This window comes from Commensalibacter papalotli (ex Botero et al. 2024), from assembly GCF_947179115.1.
GTDB classification, from domain to species: Bacteria; Pseudomonadota; Alphaproteobacteria; order Acetobacterales; family Acetobacteraceae; genus Commensalibacter; species Commensalibacter papalotli.
The window spans coordinates 1,140,991-1,154,330 of sequence record NZ_CAMXCI010000001.1; the positions used below are offsets into that span (position 1 = coordinate 1,140,991).

A 13,340-nucleotide genomic window follows, 5' to 3' on the forward strand; every position below is an offset into this window, starting at 1 on the left:
ATAGAATATGCAACAAGGTCTTTTTACCAAAGAAGCATTTTCTGATTTACTGCCAAAACTGCAGGGAAAGATCAATTTTGATGTTCCTCTTAATGTACGCAGCTGGTTCAGAGTAGGCGGAAATGCAGAAATTTTGATTAATCCTGCCAATGATGAAGACCTTGCATATATTTTATACCAACTCCCTTTGGAGTGGCCTATCTTTACTTTGGGCGCAACTTCAAATTTATTAATCCGTGATGGCGGTATTCCAGGCGTTAATTTTCAACTCCGCAAAGGGTTTAATGAAATCATTCCTGATCAAGATGGATTTATTGTTGGTGCCGCATGTCTTGACACTGTTGTTGCTGAACATGCCGCTGCGACAGGAATTAAAGGATTAGAATTCTTAATTGGTATTCCTGGCTCTATTGGTGGAGCTGTCAAAATGAATGCAGGAGCACATGGTTCAGAACTGTCCAATATCCTTGATTGGATAGAGATTATTACCCGCGAAGGCAAATTAATTCGTTTATCTGTCAGCGAGCTTGGGCTGAGCTATCGCCACTCCACTTTGCCACAAGATGCCATAGTTACCAAAGCACGCCTACAAGGGCTACCTGGGGACAAAGAAAAAATTATTCAAGCAATGAATGCTATTAAAAAGCAACGAGAAGACTCACAACCCATTCGATCTCGCACAGGCGGATCGACCTTCCGCAATCCTGACCCTTCAGTTTCAGAATATAAAGCATGGCAGTTGATTGACATGGTTAGCGGCAGAGGCTTAACCATCGGTGGCGCGCAAGTCAGTGAAAAACATTGTAATTTTTTAATAAATACTGGTACAGCGACAGCGGCTGATATTGAGAATCTGGGTGAAGAACTGAAAAAGCGCGTTATGGATCAATTCTCTATTGCACTTCACTGGGAAATCAAACGCATTGGTCGTCCATTACAACAATAAGAAAGTATTCAAATGTCCAAAAAACATGTAACCGTTCTTCGTGGTGGAATTTCTTCTGAACGTGAAGTCAGCCTAGCCAGTGGCAGCAATATTATCGAAGCGCTTAAAGAGACTGGTTATCAAGTCAGTGATCTTGTGGCTAATGATGACCTTGAGCAGATCATTCAATGTTTAAAAGAACAAAAACCTGATATCGTGTTTAACGCATTACATGGTCGTTTTGGAGAAGATGGAGCGATCCAAGGTGTTTTGGAATGGATGAACATCCCTTATACTCACGGTGGTATTTGTTCCTCTGCCATAGCAATGAACAAACAAATGACTCGTATTCTATTGGCTGATTCAGGACTACCTGTTGCCACAGGTAAAGTAATCCCTGTCCACGAGCTGGCTCACCAAGATCCCTTACCCTCGCCTTATGTTATCAAACCTATAGAGGAAGGCTCTTCAGTTGGGGTGTATATAGTCAATGAAACAGATGCACAAGAACGAAAAAAGCGCCGTCAAAAAATTATAAAAGAATGGCACTTTGGCGACAATGTCCTTGTTGAGCAATTTATCCCAGGAAAAGAATTAACTGTATGTGTTATGAGAGATAAAGCTTTAACCATCACAGATATTTCCTCTGGCACGCATGTGTTTTATGATTATACCTCTAAATATACGGCTGGAGAGTCAAAACATATTTTGCCCGCACAAATACATCCAAAGGCGTTTCAAAAAGCTATAGATTATGCTCAACAAGCACATAAAATTCTAGGGTGTTATCCTGTTTCCAGAACGGATTTTCGTTATGATAATTCACAAGAAACCTCTGATCATCCAGGCGCACTTTATATACTAGAAGTCAATACTCAACCTGGTATGACCAAAACCTCTTTATTACCTGAGCAAGCACAATATTGTGGTATTTCTTATCCTGATCTCTGCTCTTGGCTAGTGGAACATGCTAAATGTCGAGCATGAGAAAACGTCCTGATTATCAAAATGATCGACCATCGAAAAGTAAAATTGCTTTTCGGCGGTCAAGGCGATTATTGCGCCCTTTTATTTTTTTAATTGTGATTTTTGGCATCCTTGGCGGTGGGGGATGGTTTATCGCTCGCTTGGCTTCTGATCAACAATACTCAGTCATCGTAGGTAAAGTAAGCAGTATTTTACCTATGAAAATTACGAAAATTATTATTACGGGATGTGATTTGACCTCTGAGGATGAGGTTAAAGAAGCTTTGGGCATTCACATCGGAGATTCTATTTTTAATTTTTCCGTCAATGATGCTCAACAACGTCTGGACGAGCTACCTTTTGTTGAAACCGCTTTATTAAAACGACAATTACCTAATACAATTATTATTCATATTACTGAGCGTAAACCTTTTGCTGTATGGCAACATAATGGCCAATTTAAATTGATTGATCGTAAAGGCCAAATTGTGAATGATCATGGTATGAGTGGTAAAGATGGGCAAGCTTTTTTAAAGCTTCCATTAGTTGTTGGTTATGGTGCTAATACAGACGGTGCTGAACTTCTTGATATTTTATCTTCTCAACCTGACATCAAAAAACATGTCGTTGCCGCAGTTCGTGTTGGTAATAGACGATGGAATCTGGATTTAAAAAATGGTACCACTGTAAAATTACCAGAAAATCAAGAGCTACCAGCAATTCAACGTTTAAACCGTTTGCAAAAAGACATTCAGATATTAGATCGCCCAATAAAAATTATTGATTTGCGTCAAGCAGATCGATTAGTTATTACAGAAGACAAAGACTATATAAACAAACAAAAAGAAGATTCACAAAATATAAACGGTGATAATACCAGTACGCAATCAACACCATAAAAAACTACACTTTCATCATTCCGTTTTATAATCAGGGTAAATGTCATGAGTAAGCTAGCTTCTTCTCAGAAAAAAGCGCAAAGAAAAAACACTAATACAAATCATGACAAGAATGCTTTGGCCGTAGCACAATCCAGACAGTTAGTAAAAAGCCGTGTCTTTCCTCCTGACGATTTGCCCTATAAAAAGGATTGGCTTCCTGGTGTTTTTGGTGTTTTAGATATTGGCAGTAATAAAATTACTTGTCTTATTGGCCAAGGAAAGCCAAATGGTCAATTACAAGTTTTAGGCTATGGTTGGCGCAGATCTCATGGAGTTAAACAAGGTGGAATTGTAAACCTTGAAGCAGCTGAACGTGCAATTCGCTCTGCTGTCGGCCAAGCTGAAGAGGCAGCTGAACGCAGATTAAGTAAGATTTATGTTAATCTCTCTGGAGGGAAACCTCAAAGCCAGCTTTTTAATGTTGACTGGCCTATTGGCGGCAGAGAAGTTAATAATCACGATATTTACCGGCTTGTGAATGAAGGTGTTTTAAGAGCACAAATAGATGGTAGAGAAATTATTCACGCTCTACCCTTGGCATTTGATGTTGATGAAACTTCTGGTGTGGAAGATCCTCGTGGTCATCAATGCGAGCTTTTAAGCACTCGCCTACATATTATCGATACATCTGCAACCGCCCTACGTAACCTTGCCACTGTATTAATGCGTGCGGAATTACAAATTGAAGCAATCATTTCTTCGCCATTAGCAGCTGGATTAGCTGTTATGGCACCAGACGAACGTGATTTAGGGGCGACAATTGTTGATATGGGAGGGGGAACAACTTCTCTTGGTATTTTTGGCGAAAACCAACTTCTTTATACCTCGCAAATCCCAATTGGTGGGTCCCATATTACCAGAGACATTGCAGGGATTCTATCCACATCTATTGATACAGCTGAATGGTTGAAAACGATGTGGGGCAGTGCGGAATACTCTTATGACGATGAATATCAACAACTTCCGATTCAAATGATAGGCGATGATGACTATGAAGTTGTGACAAAAATACCGCTATCAAGAGTAATTTCTATTATTCGCCCCCGAATCGAAGAAACTTTAGAACTTGTCAGAGACCGTCTGGATAATGCAAATGTCGGAAATGCTGCCAATGGTAGAGTGATTTTAACAGGCGGTGGATCACTCTTAGATGGCCTTGGACCATTGGCTGCACGCATTTTAAATCGTCAAATTCGCTTAGGAAAACCGAATAATATCATAGGTTTACCAGACGATACTGCAAATTCTGCTGCTTTTTCAACTGCCGCGGGATTATTGGCCTGGGCGGCAGGAGATGGTCGAACTTTAGCTGATCTTGATTTTTTTGAAAAAAAATCAGAAGGCTTTTTGAAAAAGCTTGTTGAGTTTATCCGTGTACATATATAAATATTTCTTTGGATTCTAACACTTTTCTGATGTATCCTGTTTTCAAAACACAAAGCTATACTTGGTTCGAGGATATCCATGACACTCAATTTGACAATTCCACAACCTACCTATGCTGATTTTACACCTCGTATCACAGTTTTTGGTGTCGGTGGTGGTGGCACGAATGCCGTTGATAATATGATTCTTTTGCAGCTCAAAGGGGTCGAATTCGTTGTTGCGAATACAGATGCACAGCAACTAATGAAGAGCCTTTCTGATAATCGTATTCAACTGGGTCCTCATTTAACCCAAGGGTTAGGTGCTGGTGCAAAGCCTGATATTGGCCGTGCCGCCGCAGAAGAAGCAGCAGAAGAAATTGCCCGTCATATGGAAAATGTTCATATGGTATTTATCACTGCTGGTATGGGTGGTGGAACAGGAACTGGTGCAGCCCCCGTAATTGCACGTATGGCACGTGAACGTGGAATCCTGACAGTGGGTGTCGTAACAAAACCTTTTACCTTTGAAGGTGCCAGAAGAGCTCGCCTTGCAGAAACAGGCATTGCCGAACTTCAACAATTTGTTGATACTTTAATCGTTATTCCGAACCAAAATCTTTTCCGCACAGCAACTGAAAACACAACTTGGAAAGATGCGTTTAAAATGGCTGATGAAGTTTTGTATATGGGCGTTAAAGGGGTAACAGACTTAATGATGTCACCTGGCCTTGTTAATCTTGACTTTGCTGATATCCGCACCGTTATGGCGGAAATGGGTAAAGCAATGATGGGAACAGGCGAAGTAGAGGGCGAAAATAGAGCTATTCGTGCAGCAGAATCCGCAATCTCTAATCCTTTATTAGAAGATACCTCTATGGCTGGGGCAAAAGGATTATTAATCAACATTACGGGTGGTGATGATCTTACCCTATTCGAAGTTGATCAAGCTGCGAATCGTATTCGTGAAGAAGTCGCTGATGATGCCAATATTATCTTTGGTTCTGCAATTGATGAAAATCTAACTGGAAAAATTCGTGTTTCTGTTGTTGCTACAGGTATTGACAGCCCTGTTCAATACGAAAAACAAACACCTACAGCCCCACAGCCACAGCCGAGCGAACAAGAAAAAAATGTTGCTGTAGAGGCTGCGCCTCAAAACACAACACCTTCTTCTACAGAAGCAACTCACACTTCACAAAAAATTCCTGAACCTATTAACTATCAAGAGCCTCCTCAAACGGTAAAACCTGCTGCGCCAGCAAAAACAGAAGCTGTTATTGAACAAAACAGTTCTTACAAAAATAATGATGAGCCTCGCGCACCCTCTCCCGATGCGATTCCAGAGCGTGCTTCTAAAGCATCACCTCGTTCAGGTTTGTTCTCAGACCCTCATCATCGTCAGGATGACACTGCCCCTCCACCATCAAGAAGCTTATTTGGTATTGTAACTGGGGCACTACGCGGAAATAAAAACCCTTCTGCATCACAAGCTGAACTAGGAAAAAATGAACCCTCTATGGTTAATAACACAGAAGGTCAAGCCCGCTCTCATAACGAAAGCCAATCTAAAATAGACGAGGATGGCCTTGATATTCCAGCCTTTTTAAGAAGAAAATCTTAATTGATGAGCTATAAAAAAGACCTCTAGATAATAATTTAGAGGTCTTTTTTATAAGTATTTAATAATCTTGCGTAACACTATGCAATAATCTTTGACTGGCATTCTTCCAATTTCCCCTCTACATATACATTAAGATATCGCTCTTTTTAAGGTTATTATTAATTAAGATTGGAAAAGACTATGGATAGAATGCAAATTAAATCTTTGCCAAGACCAACTAATATACCACGTCGTTCTATCTGGTCTCATCTTCCATTGACTCAATCCTATATTGCACCAGAACACACTATATCTACACCAATTTCTTGTTGTGGAATTGGGTTACATTCTGGAAAATATATTAACCTAAAACTGTTACCTGCACCTGCTGGAACAGGAGTAATATTTCGCCGAACAGACATGAGCAATATCTCTATTCGTGCCTGTTATGATAATGTTGTTGACACAACCCTGAGTACTGTTATTGCAAACCCCAAAAATCCATCAATTAAAATAGCTACTATTGAACATTTAATGGCAGCTTTATCGGGCAATCAAATCGATAATATCATTGTAGAATGTGATGGCCCTGAACTTCCTGTTTTAGACGGTTCCTCTGCTCAATTCAACGCTTTATTAGAACAAGTAGGCCGCCAGACATTACTGGCTATTATCCCTAGCATTAAAATACTAAAAACCGTACGTGTAGAAAGTAAAGATGCTTTTGCAGAGCTAGTCCCTTCAACTTATGAAGGATTAACTTTGACCCTATCTATTGATTTTCCTGTGGCTGCTATTGGCAAACAGATTTTTAAAATGCATCTAACTCCTGAAAATTTCAAAAATGAGTTGGCGCATTGCCGTACTTTCACACTTAAGAGTGAAATTGATACTCTACATAAAATGGGTCTTGCCAAAGGTGGCAGCTTGGATAATGCAATCGTTGTCGAAGGTGATATTATCTTAAATCCGAATGGATTGCGTTGTAAAAATGAGTTTGTAAAACACAAAATGCTTGATGCTATTGGTGATTTAGCATTAAGTAATGTTCGCATACATGGTGAATTTATCGGGCATAAATCTGGGCATAAACTTAATAATCTTTTATTACGTAAATTAATGTCAGATAAAGAAGCATGGTGTTATTTACCCACATCCACCACTCGTGCAGCATCACCAGAAATTTTTCCGAATTTTTTCTATAAAAAACAAGAAAAACAAGAGGCTTAAAAACCTCACTTTAAATTAAAATTCATTTTTATTAAAGAAAGCACTTCAACTTCTCTAATGACATGATATAAAAATATTTCGATTATTAAGTATTGTGCCATTTTTAATAAAGCAGAAAGTTGTCAAACTGTGGTTACAGTGAATCCAAAACTACATATGTTAAAAAACATAACACGTGGCTTTTTTTCTGTCATGCTTGTGACCAGTTTGGTCGCATGCGGCGGCGGTAGTAGCAAAGATGCAAAAAAAGCAGCAGCTGATCATAACTCTGAAGAGAGCTATAGACAAGGCACACCAGAGCAGCTTTATAATAATGGTATCGATGCAATTAAAACAAAACATTATAAACTAGCTACTAAACAGTTTGAGATGTTGCAAGAGAACTTCCCCTATTCTGGGTATGCTCCGAATGCTCAATTAATGCAAGGTTACGCGTTTTACTTACAAAATAAATATCCAGACGCTGTAAAACAACTTGAAACTTTCTTGCAACTTCATCCCAATAGCCCTGATGCACCTTACGCATTTTATTTGCGCGCATTATGTTATTATGAACGAATTTCAGACGTTTCTCGTGATCAACAAAGTACATTAGAAGCTTTGAGTGCTTTAAACGACGTTGTTAATCGTTTTCCTGGCACCTCTTATGCACGTGATGCTCAATTAAAAATTGATCTTTGTCGTGACCATTTGGCAGGTAAAGAAATGCTAGTGGGTCGTTTTTACGAGCAACAAAAAAATTATGAAGCAGCAATTACGCGCTTTCAACGTGTAGTTTTTGATTATCAAACCACCAACCATGTAGCAGAAGCATTACATCGTTCTGTTGAAATTTATCTTAAGCTTGGATTGACTGATCAAGCTCGTAAAACAGCTTCTATCTTGGGATATAACTATCCTAACAGTACTTGGTATCGTTATACTTATAATGATCTTAAGAAATATAAACTTGTGTCTCCTCAAGCAGAAAAACCAACAGCTAAAACTCCTGGTTTCTTCAGCCGCACATGGAACTCTTTTACATCTCTTTTCTGATCACTATTCATTTCATTTTTTTGCATCAGTTTTTATAAATGTTAACACAACTCTCTATACGTAACGTTGTTTTGATAGAGAAACTCGATTTATTCTTTGATCGAGGATTAACAGTTTTCACTGGAGAAACTGGTGCAGGGAAATCTATACTATTAGATAGCCTTGGATTGGCATTAGGTGAACGTGCTAGTTCCTCTTTGGTAAGAGTTGGCACCAATCAAGCCACAGTAACGGCCTGTTTTGAAGTTCCTATTTCTCATCCTGTTTATACACAATTGGCCGAGCAAGGTTTTGAACTGGCCGAGCTTTCTGAAACAAATTTAGTCATTCGTCGCATTATTGCTGCCGATGGACGTTCCCGTGCTTATATTAATGATCAGCCCGTTAGCCTGAATTTTTTAAAAGAAATTTCACAGAATCTTGTGGAAATGCAAGGCCAACATGAACAGGTTGGGTTAATGGACCCAAGAGGGCATCTCAATATCCTCGATAATTTTGGTGTATCCACAAATTTACTACAAAAAATAAAACTTCATTATTCCAAATGGATTGAGGCAACTGCAAAACTATCTGCACTCAGAGCAACAATCGAAGCAACAGCGCATGAAGAGGAATGGTTACGAGAGTCAGTTGAAGAGTTAAAAAGACTTGCCCCTCAAAGCGATGAAGAACTTGATCTGATTGAAAAGCGTAAAAACCTGCAGCAAGATGAACGCCGTCAAGAGGCGTTAACCTCAGCATTAGCTCAACTTTCCCCGCAAGATCGCCGTGCCTTTCAACCTGCTCAAGCATTACTGAACGCTAGTAAATCATTACAAAAGCTTCTCCCATCTTCGATGAATGAACAAAATTCTTTATCATCTACAGACCAAGCCATACAAGAAGCTCTAGAGGCTATTATTCGTTCAGAAGAAGCTTTGGGAGAAGCAGAAAATATTGTAAATCATATTATTAATGATATTCACCTTGACCCTCAACTTTTAGACGATATTGAGGAACGGCTATTTTCCCTTCGTGCAGCAGGGCGCAAATATGGTGTCAATATTGATGAACTTTCCAACCTTTTACAAAATTTTGAAACAAGATTATTAAATCTTGACTTAGGAAATCATCAAATCAAAGATTTGGAACAAGAGGTCGCTACATGTAGAGCTTCTTTTGAAGATGCGGCTGAAAAGCTTTCAACTGAGCGGAAAAAAGTTGCAAAAAAGCTTGAAAACTCAATCACTCAAGAGTTAACACCATTAAAGCTAGACCGTGCAAAATTCTTTGTATCTATTACTCCTTTGCCTAATGAAGCTTGGAATCAAACAGGTAAAGATCAAGTTCAGTTTTTAATCGCGGCTAACCCAGGTGTTCCACCTGCCCCTCTGAACAAAGCTGCATCAGGGGGCGAGTTATCTCGACTCTTATTAGCTTTGAAAGTCGTGTTAAGCCAACAATCTACTTTATCAGCACTTGTATTTGATGAAATTGATTCTGGCGTAGGAGGATCCACAGCGTCTGCTATTGGGGATCGATTGCATCACGTAGCACAAAATTTACAAGTCTTTGTTGTTACTCATAGCCCACAAGTTGCTGCGAGTGGTGATATGCAGTTAAAAATTAGTAAAACTATTGAAAATGGGGTAACACTGACCCATACCAAACAACTAAGTGCTGATGAACGGCGCGAAGAAATTGCCCGTATGCTTGCAGGAAACCATGTCACCGACGCAGCCAGAGCCGCAGCAGACAGTTTATTACATAGATCAAATTAATGAATTCTTTTCAAACACCTTTTAATTCTCTCTTAATTTCAAATCTTACTCTTACTCAAGCCAAAGAAGAGTTATCTGTCATTTCAGATTATTTGCATCAATGTGATCATGCTTATTATAATCAAGATGATCCCTTAACTGATGATGCCACCTACGATCTTTTACGTCGTCGGCACAAAGAAATTGAAGTATTATTCCCCGAACTTGTTAAAAAAAACAGCCCAAGTCAGACAGTTGGCAGTCAAGCCAATAGTGCAATAAAAAAAAGTAAGCATAAAGTGCCAATGTTGTCTTTAGACAACGTATTCAACGCCGAGGAATTTCAAGATTTTATAAATCGTATTCAGCGTTATTTAGATCTTAAAACTGAAGATTTAGAGAAATTATCCTTTGTTGCGGAACCTAAAATTGATGGACTTTCAATTAATTTAACTTATGAAAAAGGTGAGTTAGTAAAGGCCAGCACTCGTGGTGATGGAACTGTTGGAGAAGATGTAACCTCGAATGTTAAAACAATTGCAGCTCTCCCCCTTCAACTCATGGGAAACATACCAGATCTTATGGAAATACGTGGCGAGGTTTATATTTCCAAAGAAGATTTCATTAGGCTAAACAAAGAACAAGAACAAGCCAGTAAACGCTTGTTTGCAAACCCAAGGAATGCAGCCGCAGGTTCTTTACGTCAACTGGATGCTGAAATTACTCGTTCGCGCCCCCTCTCTTTGTTTGTTTATTCTCAAGGTTATGTCAGCTCTCCTATTGCTGATACTCATGATCATTTTCTTAAAAAATTACAAACATGGGGCTTCCAAGTTAATCCTTTATACAAAATCGTTAAAAATGCAGCAGAAGCCGAGGCCTTTCAACAAGATTTAATGATTAAACGCTCTGGTTTATCTTATGATATTGACGGCATTGTCTACAAAGTTAATGCGATTCATTTACAAGAACGCCTTGGGTTTATAGGGCGCTCTCCTCGTTGGGCAACTGCCTGGAAATTCCCAGCTGAACAAGCCATCACGCGCTTAAAAAAGATTGATATTCAAGTTGGCAGGACAGGTGCATTAACACCTGTAGCTTTGTTAGAACCCATTAATGTAGGTGGGGTTATCGTAACACGTGCCACTTTGCATAATGAGGACGAAATCATCCGCAAAGATGTACGTGAAAATGATCGTGTGATTCTACAACGTGCTGGCGATGTGATTCCTCAAATTGTAAGTGTTGATCCCTCTAGCCTAGAACAAAATCGTTCAGATCCTTTTCAATTTCCCACTCATTGTCCTGTTTGTGGCGCGAATGCAGAAAAGCCAGAAGGTGAAGTTGTTCGTCGATGTACAGGTGGGCTTACCTGTAATGCACAAATTGAAGAACGGTTGATCCATTTTTGCTCTAAAGATGCTTTTGATATTGAAGGTATGGGACAAAAAACTGTAACAGAATTTTTTAATGAAGACCTCATTCACCAACCTGCAGATATTTTTCATCTTCAGAATCACCAAGAGAAAATCTTGCATTCAGAAGGATGGGCAGCGCTTTCTTTGAAAAATCTTTTAACTGCGATTGAAAATAAAAAAACAATTTCGCTAGATCGTTTTATCTATGCTTTGGGTATACGCCGTATTGGTATTGCCACGGCAAAAATACTTGCCAAGCATTATACGTCCTATGAAAATTGGACCAAAGAAATGCTTGCTGCCCGACAAATTGGATCTGATGAGCGGTTAACCTTAGGCTCAATTGAAGGTATTGGCCCCGCAATTGCGGATGAGCTTGTTGCTTTTTTTAGCGAAGAACATAATCAAAAAGCCCTTCATGATCTTGCGACAGTTCTCACTATTCAACATGTCGAAACATTACAAGAGGGCGTGTTGCTTGGTAAAATATTGGTCTTTACAGGCACCTTATCTACGATGACCAGGTCAGAGGCTAAAGATATCGCCGAACGATTAGGCGCAAAAGTCACAAATTCAGTTTCTGCCAAAACAGATTACGTTATAGAAGGTGTCGATGGCGGAAGCAAGGCTCGTAAAGCCAAAGAAATCGGTATTAAATGTTTAGATGAAAAAGAGTGGCGAGAGCTTATTAAATATCCAAAAAATTATTAATCATTATTACAGTAATATTTTATATTTCTGTAATAATTACATATATTTCATACGTCGAAAGATATTTATTCTTTAACAATATCTCATATAACGAGAATTATATTACTTTTTATATTCCAATAATTCTTACATTTTACCTTCTTGCCATCCTGTTGATAATTTAAAAAAATTAATAATATCAATAATTTATATAAATTAATATTCTTTTAAATTTATATCTGACTAATAAAATTAAGTAAAATACTTGAATTTAAATATTATAATAGCAATTTATATATAAAATATAAATATCAATATTTCTCTCCAAAATAAATAATACAAATACTAAAAAATAAGCTCTTCAACATTTATTTTAAAAGGCTATTTTAGTGACGACAAACGATACACAAGATCCATTAATTGATGATCAAAATAGCAATTTAAATGATGAAAATAATTCATCATCTGCTATAAATTCTCAAGAATCAGAAATTATTATTCTCAATGGTGCATCAATCAGCAATACAAGCGAGAGTTCAATATTAGATGAAGATTCGACTACATCTACTGATAACACATCAGAATCAAATGAAAATACAATTCAACCAAGAGATTCACAAATACCATCAGCAGCAACGATTGTATTTCCAACCTATAACGTATCAACCACGACTACTGGAGCATCTTGGGCTACTTTAAATAATGCGACACAATCAGGATATGCTATAAAGTATAATGGTGGTGCAAATTACGGAACAGATGGTAACTATCAGTTTTATATTGGTGAATCCGCTGGTACTAACGCTGGAAATGCCATATATGATACTCAATCCAGAAATTTTGCCATTACAGGTAATGCCGGCGTTCATCTTGGTCGCGGCAATATTTTTATTGTTGGAAGTACAATTGCTGCCAACCTAACCATCGCGACACCAACTACAGCCGCCAAGAAAACATCAGCCTCTTTAACCTTAGCTTCAGGTTCTTACCTTAGTGTAAACGGGTATTTAGGAGCTACAACAAGCACTTCAGTTGCTGGTTTTGTAAGCGCTGCTGACCAAGTATCTATAAAAGTTGTCTCCAGCTTTTTTACAGTCGGACCTACAACAGGAACAATAATTAATCCAAAATTTGGTAATAATAATGTAATGGAAATTGGTGGAACTTTTGGTGTATACCAAAACGCTTCTGCCAATATTGGCTCGAACTTTACATTAAGCGCAGGAGCATTGGAAGTTGGTGCCAATAATGGAAACATTACAATTGATAATAATGACTTTCTGGTACAGGACTGTTATTAAATGGGTCTTCAACTAATATAACATTTGGTACAAATATTGATTACGCTGTTACTGGATGGCAATTAAATGCTGCCAATGACACTGTTAAATTAGGTGCTGGTGCAACTGGTAACATTGGTAATATTACC

General features: G+C 38.5%; 10 protein-coding genes. All 10 read left to right on the forward strand.

Going from position 1 to position 13,340, the window contains the following annotated elements:
- Positions 1 to 7 precede the first annotated feature (7 nt).
- The 10 genes from murB to QMN76_RS05240 all read left to right on the forward strand — a co-directional run bounded on the left by murB (position 8) and on the right by QMN76_RS05240 (position 13,212).
- Positions 8 to 946, forward strand: coding sequence for a UDP-N-acetylmuramate dehydrogenase (gene murB / locus QMN76_RS05195; protein ID WP_282023596.1), 939 nt, complete (start codon positions 8 to 10; stop codon positions 944 to 946).
- A 12-nt stretch (positions 947 to 958) separates the two neighbouring features.
- Complete coding sequence (locus QMN76_RS05200) at positions 959 to 1,912, forward strand: D-alanine--D-alanine ligase (protein WP_282023595.1); 954 nt, start codon at positions 959 to 961, stop codon at positions 1,910 to 1,912.
- A complete protein-coding gene (locus QMN76_RS05205) occupies positions 1,900 to 2,790 on the forward strand; it encodes a cell division protein FtsQ/DivIB (RefSeq protein ID WP_084051479.1) in 891 nt (296 codons plus the stop codon). Before QMN76_RS05200 ends, QMN76_RS05205 begins: the two co-directional genes overlap by 13 nt.
- 45 nt (positions 2,791 to 2,835) lie before the next feature.
- Entirely contained in the window at positions 2,836 to 4,218 is a 1,383-nt protein-coding gene (gene ftsA / locus QMN76_RS05210) for a cell division protein FtsA (RefSeq protein ID WP_034335583.1), read from the forward strand.
- A 78-nt stretch (positions 4,219 to 4,296) separates the two neighbouring features.
- Positions 4,297 to 5,820, forward strand: a complete 1,524-nt coding sequence (gene ftsZ, locus QMN76_RS05215; protein ID WP_034335580.1) for a cell division protein FtsZ — start codon at positions 4,297 to 4,299, stop codon at positions 5,818 to 5,820.
- A gap of 180 nt (positions 5,821 to 6,000) precedes the next feature.
- A complete protein-coding gene (gene lpxC, locus QMN76_RS05220; RefSeq protein ID WP_282023594.1) occupies positions 6,001 to 7,029 on the forward strand; it encodes a UDP-3-O-acyl-N-acetylglucosamine deacetylase in 1,029 nt (342 codons plus the stop codon).
- A 156-nt stretch (positions 7,030 to 7,185) separates the two neighbouring features.
- Positions 7,186 to 8,064, forward strand: a complete 879-nt coding sequence (locus QMN76_RS05225; RefSeq protein WP_235176792.1) for an outer membrane protein assembly factor BamD — start codon at positions 7,186 to 7,188, stop codon at positions 8,062 to 8,064.
- A 38-nt stretch (positions 8,065 to 8,102) separates the two neighbouring features.
- Positions 8,103 to 9,824: a DNA repair protein RecN gene (gene recN / locus QMN76_RS05230; protein ID WP_282023593.1), complete on the forward strand. Its 1,722-nt coding sequence runs from the start codon at positions 8,103 to 8,105 to the stop codon at positions 9,822 to 9,824.
- A complete protein-coding gene (ligA, locus tag QMN76_RS05235; RefSeq protein ID WP_282023592.1) occupies positions 9,824 to 11,932 on the forward strand; it encodes an NAD-dependent DNA ligase LigA in 2,109 nt (702 codons plus the stop codon). The genes recN and ligA overlap by 1 nt, the downstream gene beginning before the upstream one ends.
- 368 nt (positions 11,933 to 12,300) lie before the next feature.
- Positions 12,301 to 13,212, forward strand: coding sequence for a hypothetical protein (locus tag QMN76_RS05240; protein WP_282023591.1), 912 nt, complete (start codon positions 12,301 to 12,303; stop codon positions 13,210 to 13,212).
- Positions 13,213 to 13,340: the final 128 nt, after the last annotated feature.